Below are 21,723 nucleotides of genomic sequence, written 5' to 3'. Positions count from 1 at the left end.
ATTAGGTTTGCTCAGCTTAAATAATTAAATTTAATATGGCTTTGGTGATTGACGCGATCGTCTGTGGCGTAATTTCAGCTCTAACTTGGGCCGGTTTAGTGTGGATGTCTCCCGAGATGCCTGTAATTGGCTCATCTGGCTGGTTGCAGGGGATGGGGCTAGTTATGGGTGCCAATTTTTTGACCTGGTTGATTTTTGCCGGACTACGTCCGCATATTGCGATCTGGGCGATCGTATTTTTGGTCGCCAATATCCTAATCGGTTGGTTAGCGCTACCTTTATGTAAAAAAATCAATGTGCCGGGCTTGTGGGCGATCGTGATTCACCCTGGTTTAATCGCGGGGATGAATGTTCTGCTGGCGGGGGCTTTAGGTATAATCTAGGTATAGAGTCGGCATGTACATATAAGTGTATCTGGTAATGGATCTGGCCATAGGATCGAGACTGGCTCAATTGTGCTTTACTAAAACTAAAAATCCTTAATATAGCCATGCCAGTAATTTAAATGGGTAATTTAAATGGGGCTAGATTGTGCTGATCTAGCTCGCATTGATCTATAGCCATCTTAAATTATAATTATTTATGGTTGAGAACTATCTGGTAGTAGTCCGCTCAAAATATTAAATTCGTGCTTAGGCTAATTGGATTTAAGTTTTAATTCTAACTATCAACCAAGAATTATTTGCGTAATATGTCTGATAGATCTACAACTTTAAATATGTTAGTTTGAATTTGACCATATATTCAACCATATGTGCATGGGAATAGAGGTTACTTATGGGTGTTGTTATAAAGTTGTTATAAATATGTTGGTGCGATCTTGAGAAAGCCTGGTATTGCTAGCTTTCCAGAGAATTACTCCCAAGTCTAATTCAATGCCTATTTGCGACTCTTGAATAAAAGCTGGAGATTGGCACATGAAATACGGAAAAAATTTTCCATCCATGATTTTCATGATTTCAGAAGCTAATCAAGGAGCCAGTTTTCCCTACTATCAATCGACATGATGAAGAACAGTCACGCCACAATTTTGATCAGGCATGGCATCTTAATAGGTCTAAGAATAGTAAGCAATAGCCAATTAATTAGATTGTTTGACCATGAAAACTCTATTAAAGAAGATCGCGGTTTTTCTGCTGCCTCGGAATACCATTCTCCGCACTACTTTCAGCGATGGTACGATCGTTTGTGGTGAAAACAAGCCCGGATATGGCGGTCGTGGTGTATTTATTTTTGGTGAAGCCCAAGAACATGAGTTACGACTGTTGCCATCGCTCCTAAATAAGGGTGATGTGGTAGTTGATGTTGGTGCCAACATTGGTACTTACACGATGCGATCGGCCAAGATCGTAGGGCCAAGCGGTATGGTTATTGCCGTTGAGCCATTTCCACGCATGGCCGCTATGAATTTGAGTAATGCGCTCAGGAATAATTTTAATAACGTTCGCCTACGGGTCTGTTGTGTGGCAGACAGGGATGGCCATCAGGATTTTTGGATGAAAGCGAATAAGCCTAATTCCTTCACCTTGCTAGAAACACCTGGTTACAATTGCTTTAATTCCCGCGTGGAGAGGATTGATACGCTGTTTGAGGCAGAAGGGCTATCGAGATTAGATTTCATTAAAATTGATGCTGAAGGGGTGGAAAATGAAGTGCTGGCAGGTGCTAAGCATGTAATTGATAAATTCCGGCCGATGATTCTGCTCGAAGTAATTATCACTGAGAATCCTAATATTCCACCAGGCTATGTGGCACTCAGGTATCAAGACAGCCATAATTTGCTATTGGTGCACCAGGATTCACCCCGCTTAGATCAAATCAAGGCGATCGGCTTTACGGAACTTAGCCAACCGATCGCAGCCATGATCTAGGAGTCAACCATAAAAATTATGGTGGTTACTACTCCGATCGATTAAATACCTTGTCTAGATCGAGATCCATCATATTTAAATTGGTCGAATACTAAAGCAGGGATCATCTTCAAGCTTTATTTTGTTCATTAGCGCTTTTTTTTATTAAACCAATGTTGCGCAAAAGCTTTATTGATGTTTTTCTTCTACTACGATCACAGGTAAAGGGCTAATTTCCAGCACCGATTGCGAAACGGAGCCAATTAACACCTCCTCGATCGATCGGTGGCCGCGCTTGCCGATTATAATTTCAGTCGCACCCCAGGTTTGGGCGGTCTGGATAATTGCTTCTGGTACTGCCCCCGATGTGGTTATAAATCGATGACGAATATCGGCTAGGAGTCGCTTAGACTGTTCTGCTAGCCACTTAATTGCCTGTGGATCATCGAGCCGGATTACATGCAAGACCAGGATTTCAGCATCACTACGACGCGCCAATTCCGCCACCTTGGTCAAAACCTGGATCGCCAAGGCCGAAGTATCAATCGCGGCCAGCAAAACAACTGACCGATCGACCGTTACTTTGGTTGGGTCAACTTCCCCACGGGTCAACAATTTGGGCGCAAAGGTGGGAATCGCCCAGGCTCCCAGCGGCGCAGTAACCAGAATTGACAGGGCGGCGATCGCCAGAATGATCTCGCCACCAATAACACCGTGGGCTAAGGGTAATGCGCCGATCGCTGCCTGTACGGTGGCCTTAGCTGAATTACCTGGCAGCAAAAACAATCGCTCTGACCTGCTCCAATTACTACCCAATGTAGAAAAATACCAACCCAACGATCGCCCCACCAAAGTACCGATCGCCAATACCAACAACCCTGTGAACCAGATATCACTCAAGACATTGATTTGAATACTAGCGCCCAGCAAGACAAACAAGACAATTTGGGCGATCGTCCATAAACTATCAAACCCATGCCGTAGCCTTCTTGCCAATGGTGCATCCAACTCAATCAGAAAAAATCCAACCGCCATCACCGCCAAATAGCCAGAGAAAAATGGCATCGCTTCAGCCAACACCACCAGCAACAAGGCAAACCCAGCTACCACTAAAGCATCCTGGGTAGCATTATCAGTCCAGTTCTGCCTGGCCAATAACAACACTAAAATATGCGCGATCGCCCAGCCCAACAAGATGCCCAGCCCAATCTGGCCGATCACTTGAAATGGCAGCATTAGCCAGGGACTCAAACTAAGCCCACCCAGCCAAGTCATTTGGTTACCACCTGCTCCCGGTGCTAAGAATGATAACAACAGGCTGAACCCCAGTAGCATCAACACATCAGAAAGGGCGCTACCAGTTAGAATTGCATCTGGAATTCCCTTCTTAACGCCCCAACCCAGACTTTTGAGCCGCAGCATTGCTGGCACAATTACCGCTGGTGATTCCGCCCCCAGAATGCAGCCCAGCAGCAAGCCAGTTAAAAAATCCAATCCCAGTAGCCAGGTTGCAGTTATGGCGATCGCAACCACCTCACAGGCGGCAGGCAGGAATCCCAATCGCAATGCCACAGTCCCCTGCTGAGCTAGTTTTTCTCGATCCAATCCCAGACCAGCTTTCATTAAAATCACCATCACGGCGATCGTGCGCAGAGAGTCAGCGGCATCAAGCACTTCAGCACTGAGGCGATCGCCAACCTGGGGGCCTAATAAAATACCAACAAGCACCATTCCTACCAATGCTGGCACTTTGAGACGATGGGCAACCTGGCCGCCAAAGAAGCCTAGTAAAAGAATCCAAATAATGCTCTCTAACATTACACCCCACCATTGATTTGGTATTTTATTGCTTAGTTACCCATTTCATTACAAATATCTATACATTGCTCACCCCAGAAGATAAATTATGTCTCCTAACCTGAGATACCCGCTAGCAATTGCCCTCAGCTCAGCGCGATCGCTGTCTTTTTATGCATACCCATTGGGCTCTGGCTTACCCATTTCTTACCTTAGTTAGCGGGTGGTGAATATAGCGTGATTATCCATAACTACCAGCCCCCCAACCCAGGTGTGCTAAGTAGATTATTAATGGCAAAATAAATAGCAATATATTTATTGCTTTGGGATGTGAACAACCAAACTTTAAAAGTTTTTAGGAAAGAATTGCTTAATAATGTTAATAGTAAGTAATTAACGATCGCAGCAGAGTTAAAAAAGTTCGGATGCGTAAGGTTGCCATATTCACAGAAACATTCCTACCCAAAGTCGATGGGATTGTCACTCGCCTGAAACACACCGTCGAGAACCTGGTTAAGCTGGGGGACGAGGTGATGATATTCGCTCCAGATGGCGGTTTGACAGAATATTGCGGTGCCAAAATTTATGGTGTATCTGGGTTCCCGCTACCCATGTATCCTGAATTAAAGCTAGCTCTACCCCGCCCTTCGATCGGCTATGCGCTAGAACAGTTTCAACCGGATATTGTGCATTTAATCAATCCAGCAGTACTTGGCCTGGCGGGTCTGTTCTATGCCAAGTCGATGAAACTACCACTGATCGCCTCATATCATACTCATTTGCCCCAGTACCTTCAGCACTATGGTCTGGGCTTTTTAGAAAATGCGATGTGGGAGTTGATTAAAACTGCTCATAATAACGCCGAGCTAAACCTATGTACTTCTAATGCGATGGTGGAGCAACTCCGCGAGCATGGCGTAAAGGAAGTCGATCTGTGGCAGCGGGGTGTAGATACTGAACTATTTCACCCACAGTACAAACATGCCGAAATGCGATCGCGCCTGACTGAAGGTCATCCCGAAGCGACCCTATTGCTGTATGTGGGTAGGTTATCCGCCGAGAAAGGGATCGATGAAATTTTGCCCGTTTTGCAAGCGATCCCCAATAGCCGCTTAGCACTGGTGGGCGATGGCCCCTATCGCCAGGAATTAGAAAAAATCTTTGCTGGTACTAATACTAATTTTGTGGGCTATCTACAGGGCACTGATCTAGCTTCAGCATTTGCCTCCAGTGATGTGTTTTTATTCCCTTCCCGCACCGAAACATTGGGGTTGGTTTTGCTAGAAGCAATGGCGGCAGGTTGCCCAGTGGTGGCGGCGAATTCTGGTGGTATTCCCGATATTGTCACCAATGGCTTGAATGGTTATATGTTTGATCCGATCGCTGAGGATGGCTTACTCACCGCCACTCAACAGCTATTGGATTGTAGTCCGGCGATCGCCGATGACCTGAAGCATAATGCCCGCCTTGAAGCTGAAAAGTGGGGTTGGGAAGCGGCAACCAGCCAACTGCAAAATTATTATGACAAGGTGATTGAAGTTAGCAAGGCATCGATCGCGGTATAGGCTATTTAAAATTCAACGATCTTGAGTTCTTTACCTTCCAACCATAGGTGCGAGGCTGGCTCAAGATTCCTTGACTACCTCATAATGACCCGTAGAAAGATCTGAGGGTTAGGCGATCGCTTATGGCAAATTCGATTAAAAGCAGTCCATAAGAACGACTGCCAACATTATTGGTAATGCATTGCGATCATGTTCGAACTTTAGGATTTAATATTACTCACCAAGGAAAGTTTTACGGAAATGACGAATCTCCGCTTCCCGCTTTTGTAGTTGCGTTTTAACCGCACTGGTAATTTCTGCTTTGGTGAAGGGTTTCGTTAAATAATCCTCTGCTCCCAGGCTCATGCCGTGGCGTAGATCGCTTTTGGTGTCCTTAGCGGTTAGAAAAATAAATGGGGTTACTTCTGTCCCTGGGTTCTGTCGGATCGTTGACAGCACGTCATAACCATTAACCTTGGGCATCATCACATCACAAATAATCAAATCCGGTTGCTCTTGTTGAGCCATCTCCAAGCCGGTCATGCCATCATTGGCGATCAACACTACATATCCCTCCCCCTTGAAAATTGAAGAGACCAGAGTCAGGATCATTTTGTTGTCATCAATCACCAGAATTTTGGTGGTATTAGAACCAGTCACAAACTCGATCGCCCGATCCTGATCGGCAAAGATCGGGATGATCTTCTTCATGTTACTCAGATTCAAAATACTGGTAACCGCATCAGAAGGGTCAAAAATGCACATGTAACCGCCGCATTGGCGCGTATGCCTGAGGCTATTTAGGATTACGCTCAAACCAGAGCTATCAATATAAACAACCTGAGAACAATCAAACAACAAATTTACATATCCTTGCGCCAGGATATCTCTTAAAAGCTTAGTCGCATCGATCCCAAATCTATTACTAAGACGTTCTGGGAGTATGAATACAGCAGTATTTTCACTAATTCTTTCGGTTTGCACCTGACCATCCATTAAATTGCTTATCCCCCAATTTATGCACCAGGATTATCTCAATCACCAAACTTTATCGATTTACTGCCACAGCTTTGTATCAGTTTAGCTTTGATCGGGGTTGTATTACCAGATTTGGTCATAATATCTATGCTGCTTTTGCATTATCGTTCGATTGACCGATTGAATGAACCCGATCGTAAAGAAGGAAATCAAGCATCCAACATTATTGTTTCATCAAGATAGTTATGCTAAGTAGCTCTGTCTTAGACCACCTGTATATCGAGCAACCTATTCAGCCTGCTACTGCTCAATCCTAACTTGGCACTTGGCAGATTAGTAGGGATAGAATTAAGTAGGTGAGCCAATTAGGGCTTAATCAAACAGGAAATAAACAGTTACCAGTTTTGCAACGCACGCACCCGAGCTATTGGATTATTGCTATACCTGGTTAAATGGATTATAGAGCAAGAATTAACTAAGTTGAAGGCGAGGGATTGTAATCTAAACAAGTTATTGACTAGATTTAACTAAGATCCACTATCGATTCTGTGGATCAGGCTACATAATCAATCATCTATTGAGTGATTTAGTAACTAATCAAAATCCGATCGCGGTTACCATCCTGCCAGGGAATTGGTTGAAAGGGAGAGAAATTGCGGGTGGCGATCGCCGGTGGATTCCCCCACACCTGAGTTAAGGTTTGCAGCACCTGATCTTGAATTTGATGGAAAAAACGAACATCACCATTACCGCGATTGAGGATGGCAAACCAAACTGGGCCACGATCGCGGGTTTGAATTACGCCCGCCAATGCCGAGACATCAGACAAGGTGCCAGTTTTAACGATCGCCCCAGTGGGCAAATTGCGATCTTTGATTGTGCCGCAGTTGCAATCACTCATCGGGAACAGATCCGCGATCGTCAACCCCGATTCGATCGCCCGATTATGCACTGCAATCATCATTGCCACGGCCGCCCTGGCCGAAATTTGGTTTTGTTGCCCCAGCCCTGAACCATTAATTAAGCGAATTTCCGATCGGGGCACACCCGTTGCCTGCGAAGCTTTTTGGGAGACAGCTCCAGGTCCACCCACTGCCGCTGCCAGCATCTCGGCCATCGCATTATTACTATAAATATTCATCCGCTTGAGCAATTGCCATAGGGGCAAGGACTCATGTTGCACCAGTTGCACCGAAGAAAGCCGATCGGCAGCAGTCAGAGTATTCACGGGGCGGAGGTTACCTAAAATCTCAACCTGGGGTGCAGCGGTTCCCGGTGGCATTTGTCGCCATTGATAAAGCGCTTCATTTGTCCAGTTCTGGGAGTCCAGGCCGATCGCTAATAGTTGGGTCGCTTTCTGGCGATCGCTCTCAAAGTTCATATAAAACCGCCCCGCCACGATCAGATCGCCCTGCACCCGCTTGATCCCAATTTGATTGAGGGCATTACCCAAAGTTACCGCCTCTTCCCACACAAACAGCGGATCGCCATTCCCTTCTATGATCAGATCGCCCTGCAAGGTATCGCCCACGATCGTGCCATTGGTGCTGACATTGGTCATGAATTTGTGATTGGGATCCCAGGTGTGGAGCGCTGCCAGAGTAGTTGCCACCTTGGTGATCGAAGCAGCGGGTAGGGCTTGGGTCGATCGATGCTCACCTAGCAATACACCATCATTGGCCTGGAGCCAAACCCCCTGCCCGGTCGGGCTATAACCGGCATCCTGGAGACTGGCTAAATGTACCCGAATTGCTTTGGTTGCCTCGGCATCTTGAGTTTGATGCTGGGTTTGGGGTGGGTTGACTGCCAAAACTGGACGGGAGGCAGAACTAAGCAGCGATCGCGGCAACTGGGTCACGATCGGCGCGGCGGCAATCTGCCCAGAATATTGGATCGAGGCGGTGATGATGGCGGTGCTGACGAGGTTCCACATATTTATTAGCTACAAGGATCTTGGAGTGGGGGTAATAGCTTACAAGCGATCGACTCATTGAGCCTCATCATAACCGTAAAAACATGGGCGATAATTTATACAGGCTAATACGCCATATATTAAACCGTAGATTTAGCTGAGCTAGTCAGTCTTTAATGGCACTGATTATATAGCTTGTTTAATCAGGCTTAACTTTTTTAAACGGATACAACATCTGTCGCCAATAGCCCGACGGGATCGCCTCATCCACCCCATAGGTTTTCGGCATTTTTTGTTCAGGCAGATAGAAAGTGCCAAACATCAGATCGATAACTGGTAATCCCGCAAAATTCTTGTCCCTAGCCTGTGGGTCATTGCTGTGGTGCCAATGGTGATACTCAGGGGTGGCAATAATCCAGCGCAGGATCGGCAACCTCACCTTGATGTTGGCATGGTTAAAAATTGGCAAAAACGCGCCTACGATCAAATAAGCACCAAAGGTTTCCTTCGTGAACCCCAACCAGAACAGGGGCACTCCGGTCGCCAAATTCACCAAAATCATTTCCATGGGATGCAATCGCGCCGAAGCTAACCAATCGAGTTCGGTGCTGCTGTGGTGGATCGCATGGAATCGCCACAACCAGGGCAGAGTGTGGGCAGCACGATGGATGATATAGAAAATTAGTTGAGCCAGAAAAAAGGCTTCCAGGAATTGCAGCAAGGGCGGCTGCGATCGAATTGCGGTCTGTAATGTTGGATCGATCGATGCATGGAATAGGACATATAAAATCACGCCGATCGCAAACGTACCCACATTGATCGCCACATGATTAATAAAAAAGTGAGCCACGTCGGTAAGCCAATTTTTGCGAAAGCATTTTTGCTCCCTGCGTAGCGGGAATAGGCGCTCCAGAGTGCCAAACACCAGGAATAAGAGACAAAAGGCGATCGCTAATTTCATTACAGCTATGACCTAAAATTTCGATCGGGAATTAATGTCGGTATGCCGGATATGCAATAACAAAGGATGTAGCAAAAAAGATTAGATCCTAAAGCTATCCTCATCTAAAGACTCAAAGACAAATTCAATCCAAAAAATATCATCATACGATCGAGACTAATACTGACCTAACTTTTAGACTCCGCTCTCTATGACTAGGTTCATTAATGTCCCATTTACTTAGGTACGCTGCTCATTGGCAGGGCTGGGATTTAGCATAATAAAAACCACTTGCGGTTTGGTTATATCCCACTCACGCCGCAGCAAATAGCGATATTGCTTAGTTAGATCGATGATGGCGCTTCGCTTCACCCAAATTAAGCAGACAAATTCACAAACTTACTTTTTCTTTTTTTTCTTACCCATCGCCGCTTCCGCCTCAGCCTGGGCGATCTCAATATCCTGGATTGTTTGCCCGGTGGCAGTTAGAAACACATCATCCAAACTGGGACGCGATTGGGTCAGGCTGAACAAACTAATACCCTGGCGATCGCACACACTTTGCACCTTACTAATCGCATCGGGGTCGGGCGTAATTACTAAATTGAGGGCATTACCCTGGGTGGGATTGATCGAGCTACTGCGCACAAAGGGTAGATCTTTGAGCAGCTCCAGGGTTTGTTCCGCTTGCGATCGTTCGGTGAATTCCTGAATTTTAATTGTGAGCCGATCGCCACCTACTTCTGATTTGAGCTGGGTTGGCGTACCTTCGGCAATCACCTTGCCACGATCGATAATTGCCACCCGATCGGCCAGGGCATCAATTTCTTCCAGATAATGGCTGGTAATCAGGATCGTAATGCCATCAGCTTTGAGCTGGCGCAAAAAATCCCACACAATCAAGCGGGTTTGAATATCCAGGCCCACGGTTGGTTCATCCAAAACCAGGACTTGAGGCTGATGCAACAGGCCAGCGGCTAGATCGAGGCGTTTTTTGAGGCCACCGGAATAATTACCGGTTTTCTCGTTGGCATATTCACTGAGTTGAACCAGCGCCAGCACAGACTGCACCCGATCGCGGATTTGTTTGCGGGGAATATGATACAAGGCCGCTTGTAATTCTAATAATTCTTTGCCAGTGAGCACCTTATCAAGGGCAACTTCTTGTGCCACATACCCCAAACAGGTGCGGATCGCCCGGGCATCTGATTGACCACAGACCTTAACCACGCCGCGATCGGGTTTGGTGAGGGTGCAAATACAGCGAATTGTGGTGGTTTTCCCAGCACCATTTGGCCCCAATAATCCATAGATTTGACCTGGCTCGATCTGCAAGGAAAGGCCGTTTACCGCCTCACGATCGCCATAGCTTTTATGTAGATCCTGGACTAAAATTGCTGGCTCCATACCCTCAAAACCTGAATTGGCTTTATATTTTCCTACATTATGTATTCTACTCTTGTTTAACAAATTGTTACACAGACAAATGCTGTCACTCGGCATTTATGTGGGTAGACTAGCATCAATAATACTTAGGACACGCGACCAAACAGGACAAGTCTTAGGGGGACAAATTGATTAAACATACTCCTGGGCATACTTGCCGATAGGATTAATTTAATAATCGATTTTTAGTAATTGTGTTGCTCTTATCAGTATCAGTCAAATCAGTATCAATCAAATTGCCAGGATCTAGACTCAAATAATAATCCAGCAATTTAGCGCATGATCATCATTGAAGCGAAAGCTGCAGACTGCGTGAAGAAACTATGATTAAGGTTAACTTTCTTTAAAAACTGTGTAAGTTCAGTCTTAATCATTTATGCTGATGCTTAACAAACTAAAGCATTTAAAATGTTCTTAAATGCGCAATAAATTATTGCATCAACACTAATCAAGGTTGCTCAAATCATATAGCTTTAACGGTGATGGACATTTATCTATATGGGTTTCAAGCAAGTTGAGATTAGGTCAGTTTGGCAACGGGCTTAATGCATAAGGTAACGTCATAAGACTAGTTGAATCGGCTAAATTCAGCCTTCCCTGGGAACCAATCGGAGCTATGAACTAGATATTTAAGGCAGGCAACAAAATTGACAGGTAATTAGGGGACAGTAGCTTTGCTTTCTATTCAAGCAGTTACCTAGCTACTCAAATTATTTAAATTAATACTAGTAAATCCAGCGATCGGCCTGATTGAAATGGCCTTTAACTCAACTAACATAGTTTCAGAAGCTCCTGAACATTATGCTGTTTACACCGCAGATTACTAGGATTAAATCATCAGTCAATTTTTGATCGACTTTCAACAATCAAGGCTTATTGGTGATTTAGGGGGAGAATGTTTACGATTACACGCTCATTTGAAGGCATGATCCTGGAGCCGGAGCGGTCTTATTTACAAGATAATGATCTCCGTGAGCTAGAGCAATATGCCCATAGTTTTACCGATCGCCTAAAGGCCTATGAGCTAGTTCGTGATTATGCTGACGAAATTGTGCTGGATGCACTCAAGCGATTGGCTGCGGACTATCCAGAGCAAGCTAGAGCTAATAAGCAAGACAAGTGTCAATACGATATGACGATCGTTTTGCGCTATATGGCTCTATCGATGCTGCGTGAAGATGAACATTTCTTCCGCGACAAAATGATTGACTGGTTGGGAACGGTGATTACTTCAAGCCATGTTCGGGCTGAATGTGCGGATGGCTATACCAAATTGTATAAAGTAATTAGTAGCAGATTGCCTGCCAATCGGGCAGTAATGTTTAAGCCCTATATTGATATTGCGATCGCTACGTTCAAGGGTTCTTTGCAATAGAACCAATTGGAACCGGATCTTATTGGCTAAAAATCCTTATTTCACTGCTAGGCATTTGCTGAATCTAGATACCAGATAGGCAATATTAATCAGGCTTAGAGATTGAGGTTACATATTTCTAACTAGACACTTGCCCCAAGGAATCGAGTAGATTTACTAACTTGAGTGAGGAGGTAAGCAAGAAATTTTGACCTTAAAATGAAATATTAGCGATTTAATAGCCACTTTTCGAAATATATTCAAGGCTTTTTGTTTGATTTATTTTGGGCTTGCTCGATCTATCTTTGTTGCCTGTATCTGTGTCTGAGATTCATTGATTACTGCTAATAAAAATTTTCGGGGGATTTGATTATGTTTGCGATTACACGATCGGTTGAAGATAAGATTGCTGCACTGGAATGTGCCTATCTAAAGGATAGTGACTTGTTTAGTTTAGAGCAGTATGCTACTGGGTTCGCCGAGCGCCTAAAAACCTATGAGATGCTCCGTGATCATGCTGACCAGATTGCCAATGGTGCACTGGAGCTATTGGCAAGAGATTATCCTGCTCTGATGCAAAAACGGGGCGATCGCTGTAAGTATGATATACATGAAGTCCTGCGTTATATGGCTTCATCTATTCTGCGTAATGATGAGCATTATTTCCGTGACCAGATGGTTGACTGGTTGAACACAATTCTCGTTTCCTACCAGGTCACAACCGAATGCGCTGCCGCCTATTCCCATCTGTACGAAGTAATCAGTCAGGTGTTACCGGCTAAATGTGCCGCATTGGCCAAACCCTATACAGATATGGTGGTTGGCACTTTAAGAGGAGCCTATTAAGAATCCGATCGGCTCTTAAGCCAATTGGCTTAGTTTTTTAGTGGTACGCATCTATCTACCCGATCGTCACTTCTGGGGATGTGATTAGCACCATTCTGATACTTATTTATGAGTCTTAACTTACTTATGAATCCAATCATAACTGGATTTACAACCAGGAATTAGACGCAGACAGATTTGTAGCTAGGTAGAGATCGTTCATTTTAATTAAAAGTATGTAGACATATGTAGACATATACAGAGTTGATCTAAACGCAGCTAGCTACTGAAACATGAAACATCAAAAATATTGGCATTTTCTTGGAGACCTTAAGCCATGACTTTTACTAAAACCTCAATCGATCGCAAATCCACCAAAGCAGAGCGCGAAGCTGCACTCATCCAAGTCTACAGACAGGTTTTAGAGCGGCAGCCCTACGAGTTTGAAAGAAGATTACTTGTAAAACTTGAGAAAGATTTCTTAAAAGGTAAATTGGGAGTGCGTCACTTTATCCGTGAACTCGCAGCGTCTAGCGTTTACCTTGACAATTTCTATTTCAATACCTCAACCCCCAAATTCATTGAGTTCTGTTTCAAGCATTTTCTGGGTCGGGCTCCGGTTGACCATCAAGAGATGCAATCCTATGCAATTATCTTTGCCCAATCCGGCACCAATGGTGTAATTAGCGCCATCCTTGGTTCCGATGAATATGCTAAGGCCTTTGGTTGCTTTACTATTCCCCATCCCCGGCAGATGAATGTTTACCATTCGCCCCAGAATTTTATTGAATCAGGCATTCTAAACCATGAGCACACCTGCCAACGTGGCACAAAGGTGCCGACTATGTTCTGGCGTGAACTGGGACTAAATTGCGATGGTGGTACCTGCGTTCATCCAGAAGTAGATGGCAAATACCGGATGAAAGAAGAATTACTGGAAGCCTTGGATGCTAATTTAATTGATGACAAAATGATCGAAATGGTTCAGGCGCTGAAGCGTGAGGAAGAGGAGTTAGCCAGAAAGAAGCAGGAGCTAGCCAATCGGCAAAGTGAGATCGCTAAGCGCAGAGCTCTGAGCCAAGGCATGACCAAGAGGTAGTAATTGCAACAAATTGATAATCTACTCAGCAACTGATGATTGTGCAGGGGCGAATTTATGCCAGGTGCGATCGAGAATTACAATTAGGTTACGCCCCATTTAATCAATAGTCTGCAATAGAATAATCTGCAATAGATAGATTCAGACTTACTACTCTTTTATAAATCAAATCAAAACCGTGAGATATTTAAATCTCAACCGTGGGTATAAATTTATACTCGCGGTATTTTTTTGCTAATCGACACTGTGATTTATGTACAATATTAACATCATCTCGATCGGCGATTGCCATTTTTGCTAGACAAGGGCGATCGCTTTGAAGAGATCGAAGAATGTTGCCATTACTACAATGCAAGCCTACCAATGCAGAAATCCACCCGATCGCTCAGGGTTGCTCAGAACAATCAGCTATTGATCAATTATTGATCAATTTAAATCAAATTAAATCAAATCGATTTTTGCTGACCTAAACTAGCTAATCAATTAGCCTAACATCCAGCCCAATTTGCATGGTTGGTTAGCAGCGATAAAAATTAAAAATCCTCTAGTAATCCCAAAAATACTAAATACAGTGGTTTAATATGGATCATCCCCGATCTAACACGCTAGATAAGCATTGATGTCTTGATCATGGTGATCGCTTAACAGACTGATTGTCTGGGAAAGAGTTGGCGCGATCGCCCTTTAGCCTCTAGTAGTTTAATTGGTTTGTGTAGTTCAAGGTTTAGTACCATCCCCTAGTCCTATGTCATCTTTTGTTGGTTTGCATGTCCACACCGAATATAGCTTGCTTGATGGCGCTAGCCAGATTTCTAATCTGGTCGATAAGGTCAAAGAATTGGGCATGGATGCGGTTGCCCTCACCGATCATGGCGTGATGTATGGGGCGATCGAACTGATCAAAACCTGCGAAAAAAAAGGGATCAAGCCAATTATCGGTAATGAGATGTATATCCTCAATGGTGACTTTACCAAGCAGGAGAAAAAGCGCAAATATCACCAGGTGGTGCTAGCCAAGAATATGCAGGGCTATCGCAACCTGGTTAAGCTCACCTCGATTTCGCACTTAGATGGCTATCAGGGCAAGGGGATTTTTGCACGGCCATGCATTAATAAAGAGTATTTATTTAAATATAAAGAGGGGCTAATTGTCACTTCTGGCTGTCTGGCGGGGGAAGTACCGCAAGCAATCCTGCAAAAGCACCCGGATATTGCCCGTGATGTGGCGGCTTTATATAAAGAGCAGTTTGGTGAAGATTATTATTTGGAAATTCAGGATCATGGCTATCCCGAAGATCGAATTGTGAATGTAGAGATCGTTAAGATCGCCCGTGAATTGGGCATTAAAGTAGTTGCCACCAATGATGCACACTTTGTATCTTGTTATGACGTAGAAGCCCATGATGCATTGCTGTGTATTCAAACCGGCAAGCTGATCAGGGATGTCAATCGCCTCCGCTACAGCGGCACTGAATATGTTAAATCTGCCGAGGAAATGGCGCAATTATACCGCGATCACCTCGATGATGAAGTGATTGCCGAAGCGATCGCCAATACCCTGGAAGTGGCCGCCAAGGTGGAAGCCTATGACGTGATGAGTGAGCCCAAGGCCGCTAATTTTGATGTACCACCGGGATATACTGCCGATACCTATCTAGAGAAGGTGACCTGGGATGGTCTATGCGATCGGCGTGGCGTAACGTCGCCCGAAGAAGTTAGCAATGAAGATCGGGAGCGATTGTTGTATGAACTGGGAATCATGCAGCAAAAGGGCTTCGCCACCTACTTTTTAATTGTGTGGGACTACATTAAATATGCCAAGGAACAACAAATTCCGGTCGGCCCCGGTCGCGGTAGTGCGGCGGGCTCGCTGGTGGCCTATGCATTGGGAATCACGAATATCGATCCGATTCATCATGGCCTTCTATTTGAGCGATTCTTAAACCCAGAACGGAAATCAATGCCAGATATTGACACCGACTTCTGCATTGAGCACCGCGATCAAATGATTAAATATGTAACCGAGAAATATGGCGCGGATAAGGTGGCGCAAATCATTACCTTCAATCGCCTTACTTCTAAGGCAGTGCTAAAAGATGTGGGACGGGTGTTGGATATTTCCTATGGCGAAACTGATAAAATGGCGAAGATGATCCCGGTGGTGCGCGGTAAGCCAACCAAGCTGGGCGTGATGATTAGCGACGATACCCCCGCATCAGAGTTTAAGGAACGCTACGAAAAAGAAGATCATGTGTTTGGCTGGCTGGATATGGCGATGCGGATCGAAGGAGTAAACAAAAGCTCCGGCGTTCATGCTGCGGGCGTGGTGATCGCGCCGATGCCATTGGATCAGTTGGTGCCGCTGCAACGGAATAATGATGGCGCAATTACCACCCAATACCCAATGGAGGATCTTGAATCCCTGGGTATTCTTAAAATGGACTTTTTGGGCTTGCGTAACCTGACTACAATCCAGCGTACGGTTGATCTGGTGCGGGAATATAAGAAGCCAGATTTTAGCATTGAAGAAGCGGTTCCCGATGATGGCTCGGAAGAAGATAAAAGAACCTATGCGCTCTTGGCAAAAGGAACCTTGCAAGGGATCTTTCAGCTTGAATCGTCGGGGATGAAGCAGATCGTGCGCGATCTCAAACCCTCGGTGATCGATGATATTTCTTCGATCCTGGCGCTCTATCGCCCTGGCCCCCTTGATGCTGGCCTAATTCCTAAGTTCATCAATCGCAAGCATGGCCGCGAGCCGATCACTTACGAACATCCCTCCCTGGAGCCGATCCTCAAGTCTACCTACGGGGTGCTGTGCTACCAGGAACAAATCATGCGTATGGCTCAGGATCTAGCTGGTTATTCCCTCGGTGAAGCTGATCTGTTGCGACGGGCAATGGGGAAAAAGAAAGTATCGGAGATGGAGAAGCAGCGCGGTATTTTTATTGCTGGTGCGGAAGATCATGGCATTCCCAACCAGGTGGCAGTGAGCCTGTTTGACCAGATGGTGATGTTTGCGGAATATTGCTTTAACCTCAGTCATAGCATGGCCTATGGTTATGTGACCTATCAGACTGCTTATCTGAAGGCGAACTATCCAGTGGAATATATGTCAGCGTTGCTGTCTTCGGCCAGTGGCGATCAAGCCAAGGTGCAAAAGTATATTGCTTCTTGTTTGAGTATGGGCATTGAGATCTTGCCACCGAATATCAATCGCTCTGGTGTAGATTTTACCCCCAGTGGTCAACAGATTCTGTTTGGCTTGGCGGCGATTAAGAACCTTGGATCTGGGGCGATCGAGGCAATTTTGATCGCCAGGGACGAAGGTGGTGCATTTGAATCTCTGGCCGATCTCTGTAGCCGGGTTGATACCAGAGTTGTGAATAAAAAAGGCTTGGAAGCGCTGATCCAAACTGGGGCGTTGGATATTATCAATCCGAATCGGCGGCAGTTAATCAGCGATCTGGAACCAACTTTGGAATGGGCTTCAAAAAAAGCGAAGGAAAAAGCATCTGGGCAGGGCAATCTGTTTGATATGTTTGGTGGCGGCGATGATAGTAATGATGTATTGAGTTTTGCTGATGCACCAGTGGGTAAGCCTGTTGCTGAATATGAATCCCAGGAAAAGCTCAGCCTGGAAAAAGAACTACTGGGTTTTTATATCTCCGATCATCCGCTCAAGATCGTTAACTCGGCGGCGCGATTGATGGCACCAATGAATTTAGCCGACCTAGAAGAATCGCGCGAAGAATCTACGGTTACGGCGATCGTGCTGGTGCTAGACATCAAAAATGTGGTGACCAAGAAAGGTGATGCAATGGCGATCTTGCAGCTTGAGGATCTCACTGGTAGCTCGGAAGCGGTGGTATTCCCACGGGTTTACGAGAAGGTGAAGCAATATATCGAGAAAGACAATCGCTTACTGATTTGGGGCAAAGTCGATCGGCGTGACGAGCAAACTCAGTTGATTATTAACGACATGCAACCGATCGAATCGGTGCGATTGGTTAAAGTTTCGTTGAGTCCTGATCAAGTGACCAGTATGCAGGAATGGCATCAGTTGCGTGAGGTATTGAAAAGTAAAAGTGGCGAGCAGCCGAACAATGGCGGTGGCAATGGGAACGGCTATAGCAAGCGAAGATATCAACAAAGCCACAATGGCAGCACCAAGATCCCAGTGATCGCCACCGTAGATTCCTATCCAAATTTTGTGGTGCGAATGGGCAATCAGTTCTGGGTTGAGAATGATATTGATACAGTCGAAGCACTCAAAGCGGCGGGATTTGATGCTGCCTCCGATCATTTGATTACAAAATAACGAATAGCCGCAATCCCATCTCAAGTAGGAGCATTTGCCGTCTCTTGATGAATTTTGGCTAGTAAAGATGCTGCACCTAATTTGCCACCAGCAGCACCAGCTTGTAACTCCCTTTGCAATAATGTCAACATTGCTGGCATTGTTGCCCCGATCCAGACAATCTGAGTAAGTTCTGCCTCGATCGCCCAACCCGCTGAGATAATTGCATTGAGAACGATCGCTATGCCCCACCAACCAACTCGCGGCAATGGATAGCCCCACACCCAAGCCAGGATTAAGCAGCTATCGATCGCAGCACTAGCTAAAACATCTAGCTCAAAAGTAGGCAAGATGGCCAGGGTAATTACCTTGATCACAAATGAAATACTGGCCAAGGTGCGCGGGGTGGGTAAATCTTGGATGTGGCGATCGCTAAGGGTAATTTGAATTTCGCGCAGTTGCTGTAATACATTGATCGCCAGCAAAGCCCTGCCGGACTGATTCAACAAATCCAGCAGATGCTTTTTTAATGGTTCGATTTGGGGCATGGGCTGTTCATATTTTTCCACAATTTCAATTGCATCAACAGAATCAGCAGGATCAGTACCACCTGCATATTGAATTCTTACCCTCATTGGCATAGGCTCCGCTGCGGCCAGGATAATTTCCTCCGTGGCGATCCCCAGTTCCGAGGCCGCCCGCTGCAATGATGCCAAAATAGCTTGCTGATCAGCAGTGGCATATAAATCAACCTTATTAAATACCAATAGCAGGGGTTTGCCAGTTTGCTTGAGTAATTTCAAGGCTTCATACTCGGTGCGGTTGAGATCTCCAGCCACCACAAACAAAATTAGATCGGCTTGTTTGGCAGCAGCGATCGCCATTTCTGCCCTGGCTTCACCATCGATCTCATCTAATCCAGGCGTATCGACTAGTTTTAGCCTGGCCTTATGGGAATATTGAACTATATAGCTGCGATCGCTTTGTATTATCGCTGGCTCCGTTGGCTTCTCACCTTGGCTGGTAGATGGGGCTGCTGGTGCGAAGTTGTTTGCTAATTTAGCTGAGCTATCAATATCTAAGCTATTAATATCTGGGACATTACTATCTGGGACATTACTATCTGGGACATTACTATCTGGGACATTACTTATCGGTTCAATCGCGGCCTTGCCAATATCTGCCCAGCTCTCAGTGGCGATCGCCTGAGTAGTGCCGTGGGTCGCCCCAGTTGCGCCAATTTTCTTGCCTGCCAACGCATTGAGCAAAGCAGTCTTGCCCCGTGATACCAGCCCAAAAGCCGCGATCTCAATGGTACGGGTTTTCAGCTTTGCTTGGAGCGACTTCAGCCGGGTTATTTCTAGCTCCGTCAATTTTCCGGCAGTTTGGGCTAAATATTGCTCCAGGCGATCGCTGGCTAATTCAACATAATCCAAGTAATCCAAGGGTTTTAATCATAGAGTGGCTTAATTAGCCTACTACTTTGTCAAGGTAGTTGTGATCAATAGCGGCGATCGCTGTTTGGCTGGATGCCAGATCACCTCAGGTAATTGTAAATAGTTAAGTATCCGGCATGGCTGTTTCCATCTCGATCGCTGGTTCTTCAAGCTCATCCTCGCTCAGCGATTGCGAAGTCACTTTTTTTATGCCAAGTCTTCCTTGATCTCCAAAAACTCACGGGCTAAGTCGGTTAGCTCCACATAATCATTCAAATTGATCCTCGATTGCCATAATCGCTTCATTATTCACTGCTTTTGGCCAAACCATAACATCCAGTCCATAAAAATCATTTTGACCAAAGTCATGAAATACCCTCCATCTAACCGCAAATAGCCCCGATGCCATTGTTAACCGATCTAGACAAGAAGGCATATGAATGCAAGAATCGGGCAAAATGTTGCGATCGCTGGGCTGAAATAGTTGAAATATCTTGGTATAGCTATTTGCCGCAGGGTTGCAAACATCACACATTAAACTAGGGCTGGATTTCTATGGGTTTGTATTTATATGCAATGCTACCAGAGGGTAAATTAGCTACCCTGACGATCGAGGGGATGGATAAACAGCCAGTGCAGTTATATTCAATCGCCCCATTTACGATCGCCTATAGCGAAACTGAGCGTGAGCGGTTTTTAGCCAGCAGGGCGCATTTACTTACCCATGAACGGGTAATTGAAGCGGTAATGCAAGCAGTAGATGTGCATGAAGCAGTGCCGCTCCCATTACAGTTCGGTATGGTAGTAGAAGATTGGCAGCAGGTTAGGACGGATTTGATCACAGGACATGAAAAAGATCTGCTGGGTTTAATTGCCAATCTAACCGGTAGGCGAGAAGTGGGGATCAAGATTTTCTGGGACCCAACCCTAGAACTAAATATGGCACTAGAAGAGAACTTAGAGCTAAAGGCAAAGCGCGATTCTCTGGCGGAAAAGATTTTGAGTATGGATGATGCGATTGCAATTGGCCAGGAACTAGAAGCGGCCTTAGAGCAGCGCCAGGCAGATATTATGGATGCCTTTAAAGATAAATTGCAACCGTTAAGCCATGAATATGTCGAGAATGAGCTAATGACCGATAATATGCTCTATAACGCAGCATTTTTGATCGATTGGGACAAAGAACCAGAATTTGCTGACCTGGTCGAGACATTAGATCAACAATTTGGCGATCGCCTCCGCATCCGCTATAACGATTTCACCGCACCGTTTAATTTTGTCAAATTAGATTAGGGGCAGGTCTAGCTTAACTTTCCGGCTCACTATCGATCTCAACTTCTAAAGTCTCTTCATCAATCCGCACATACAGCACATTTGGTTGACAGCAAACCTGACAATCTTCCACATATTTTTGCTGCGATCCAGCCGATAGATCGACAAAAGTTAAGATCGGTTCTCCGCAATAGGCACAGGTGTATTCAACTGAATTTTGCATTTGGGATTTAGATTCAGCAATATTTAGAATTTAGCAACATGGCTATGCTAGCAGCTTGGCGATCGCTCTTAACTTCTAGCATCTCTTTATCAATCCGTAGATGTAACACATTCGGTTAGTAGTAAACCATTACTAGGCGGCAATTACCTTAGCGATAGTTAATGGACAGCGGATTTGAGCCGCCCCATATAATCTTAATTCCGTTACGGCCACTGCTACTTAATACCCTAAATCACGAACCACACAGAGCAGTCATGAATCATTCAAGCAATTGCCTGGGTGATATTTATCACTTCTCCGTTCTGATCTGGATCAAATATAATCATTCACTACATCACCGCACATCATCCGCAAGATCACCCACCCAGCAAGGATCGCATCACCCCATCAGCTCATCCAACCGGGTAAAGTAGATTCAGTCGAAAGAGCGATTTTGACTGCTCACAGATTGCAGAGAGTTTAAACCATGACAACAAAAAGACAAAACCAAATCAACCAACCAATCGATCGGATTAATGATTTTGGCGATTGGAATGAAGTTCGCACCAGCCGCACTAAACTTTATGCCCGTTGGGTAAAAGTGGATGGCAAACTGATGTGCGAATGGATTTCTGAATAGGAACTAATTATTCCTATCGATCGCAACATTGATTATATCGATGGTGTAATTGCAGAGAGTTTGAACCCTATGTTCAAAATCAAACCAGGATCAGTCTAAATCCACTCGATCGTACTGACAACCCTGAT

17 protein-coding genes are annotated in these 21,723 nt (G+C 45.2%); 9 read left to right on the top strand and 8 right to left on the bottom strand.

Annotation, left to right across the window (positions count from 1 at the left end; genetic code table 11):
- Positions 1 to 35: 35 nt before the first annotated feature.
- Both PSE7367_RS09935 and PSE7367_RS09930 read left to right on the top strand, forming a co-directional pair.
- Positions 36 to 383, top strand: coding sequence for a hypothetical protein (locus PSE7367_RS09935; RefSeq protein ID WP_015165227.1), 348 nt, complete (start codon positions 36 to 38; stop codon positions 381 to 383).
- 717 nt (positions 384 to 1,100) lie between these two features.
- Complete coding sequence (locus tag PSE7367_RS09930) at positions 1,101 to 1,871, top strand: FkbM family methyltransferase (protein ID WP_015165226.1); 771 nt, start codon at positions 1,101 to 1,103, stop codon at positions 1,869 to 1,871.
- Positions 1,872 to 2,039: 168 nt separating this feature from the next.
- On the opposite strand, the gene PSE7367_RS09925 is transcribed toward PSE7367_RS09930, so the two are convergent.
- Positions 2,040 to 3,668 (bottom strand): cation:proton antiporter, encoded by a 1,629-nt coding sequence (locus tag PSE7367_RS09925; protein ID WP_015165225.1) that lies wholly within the window; start codon positions 3,666 to 3,668, stop codon positions 2,040 to 2,042.
- Between the two features lie 404 nt (positions 3,669 to 4,072).
- Between PSE7367_RS09925 and PSE7367_RS09920 the strand changes: the two genes are divergently transcribed.
- Complete coding sequence (locus PSE7367_RS09920; protein WP_015165224.1) at positions 4,073 to 5,212, top strand: glycosyltransferase; 1,140 nt, start codon at positions 4,073 to 4,075, stop codon at positions 5,210 to 5,212.
- A gap of 213 nt (positions 5,213 to 5,425) precedes the next feature.
- Here PSE7367_RS09920 and PSE7367_RS20395 read toward each other — a convergent pair whose 3' ends face one another.
- From PSE7367_RS20395 to PSE7367_RS09900, 5 genes are all read right to left on the bottom strand, one after another.
- The gene (locus tag PSE7367_RS20395; RefSeq protein ID WP_015165223.1) at positions 5,426 to 6,187 is read right to left on the bottom strand and encodes a response regulator; all 762 of its coding nucleotides are present in this window, start codon (positions 6,185 to 6,187) and stop codon (positions 5,426 to 5,428) included.
- Between the two features lie 568 nt (positions 6,188 to 6,755).
- On the bottom strand, positions 6,756 to 8,102 hold the full coding sequence (locus PSE7367_RS09910; RefSeq protein ID WP_015165222.1) for a D-alanyl-D-alanine carboxypeptidase: 1,347 nt from the start codon (positions 8,100 to 8,102) through the stop codon (positions 6,756 to 6,758).
- Between the two features lie 178 nt (positions 8,103 to 8,280).
- Entirely contained in the window at positions 8,281 to 9,042 is a 762-nt protein-coding gene (locus tag PSE7367_RS09905; RefSeq protein WP_015165221.1) for a sterol desaturase family protein, read from the bottom strand.
- A 219-nt stretch (positions 9,043 to 9,261) separates the two neighbouring features.
- Positions 9,262 to 9,393 (bottom strand): DUF1643 domain-containing protein, encoded by a 132-nt coding sequence (locus PSE7367_RS21165; protein WP_083883820.1) that lies wholly within the window; start codon positions 9,391 to 9,393, stop codon positions 9,262 to 9,264.
- Between the two features lie 27 nt (positions 9,394 to 9,420).
- Positions 9,421 to 10,428: an ABC transporter ATP-binding protein gene (locus tag PSE7367_RS09900; RefSeq protein ID WP_015165220.1), complete on the bottom strand. Its 1,008-nt coding sequence runs from the start codon at positions 10,426 to 10,428 to the stop codon at positions 9,421 to 9,423.
- A 934-nt stretch (positions 10,429 to 11,362) separates the two neighbouring features.
- Between PSE7367_RS09900 and PSE7367_RS09895 the strand changes: the two genes are divergently transcribed.
- From PSE7367_RS09895 to PSE7367_RS09880, 4 genes are all read left to right on the top strand, one after another.
- On the top strand, positions 11,363 to 11,842 hold the full coding sequence (locus PSE7367_RS09895; protein WP_015165219.1) for a globin family protein: 480 nt from the start codon (positions 11,363 to 11,365) through the stop codon (positions 11,840 to 11,842).
- A 351-nt stretch (positions 11,843 to 12,193) separates the two neighbouring features.
- Positions 12,194 to 12,667 carry a globin family protein gene (locus tag PSE7367_RS09890; protein ID WP_015165218.1) on the top strand — a complete coding sequence of 158 codons (474 nt, stop codon included), beginning with the start codon at positions 12,194 to 12,196 and terminating at the stop codon, positions 12,665 to 12,667.
- A 316-nt stretch (positions 12,668 to 12,983) separates the two neighbouring features.
- On the top strand, positions 12,984 to 13,745 hold the full coding sequence (locus PSE7367_RS09885) for a phycobilisome rod-core linker polypeptide (RefSeq protein ID WP_015165217.1): 762 nt from the start codon (positions 12,984 to 12,986) through the stop codon (positions 13,743 to 13,745).
- A gap of 745 nt (positions 13,746 to 14,490) precedes the next feature.
- Positions 14,491 to 18,066: a DNA polymerase III subunit alpha gene (locus PSE7367_RS09880; protein ID WP_015165216.1), complete on the top strand. Its 3,576-nt coding sequence runs from the start codon at positions 14,491 to 14,493 to the stop codon at positions 18,064 to 18,066.
- A gap of 20 nt (positions 18,067 to 18,086) precedes the next feature.
- Here PSE7367_RS09880 and PSE7367_RS20390 read toward each other — a convergent pair whose 3' ends face one another.
- Positions 18,087 to 19,490, bottom strand: coding sequence for an Era-like GTP-binding protein (locus tag PSE7367_RS20390; RefSeq protein ID WP_083883818.1), 1,404 nt, complete (start codon positions 19,488 to 19,490; stop codon positions 18,087 to 18,089).
- Between the two features lie 546 nt (positions 19,491 to 20,036).
- Here PSE7367_RS20390 and PSE7367_RS09865 point away from each other — a divergent pair.
- Positions 20,037 to 20,774: a GvpL/GvpF family gas vesicle protein gene (locus PSE7367_RS09865; RefSeq protein ID WP_015165212.1), complete on the top strand. Its 738-nt coding sequence runs from the start codon at positions 20,037 to 20,039 to the stop codon at positions 20,772 to 20,774.
- 13 nt (positions 20,775 to 20,787) lie between these two features.
- Here PSE7367_RS09865 and PSE7367_RS09860 read toward each other — a convergent pair whose 3' ends face one another.
- The gene (locus PSE7367_RS09860) at positions 20,788 to 20,976 is read right to left on the bottom strand and encodes a CPXCG motif-containing cysteine-rich protein (RefSeq protein WP_015165211.1); all 189 of its coding nucleotides are present in this window, start codon (positions 20,974 to 20,976) and stop codon (positions 20,788 to 20,790) included.
- A gap of 466 nt (positions 20,977 to 21,442) precedes the next feature.
- Between PSE7367_RS09860 and PSE7367_RS21940 the strand changes: the two genes are divergently transcribed.
- Entirely contained in the window at positions 21,443 to 21,595 is a 153-nt protein-coding gene (locus PSE7367_RS21940) for a hypothetical protein (protein ID WP_015165210.1), read from the top strand.
- Positions 21,596 to 21,723 lie beyond the last annotated feature (128 nt).

Source organism: Pseudanabaena sp. PCC 7367, assembly GCF_000317065.1.
Lineage (GTDB): Bacteria > Cyanobacteriota > Cyanobacteriia > Pseudanabaenales > Pseudanabaenaceae > Thalassoporum > Thalassoporum mexicanum.
The sequence above is the reverse complement of the archived record's forward strand: the minus strand, read 5'-3'. Positions and strand labels throughout refer to the sequence as shown.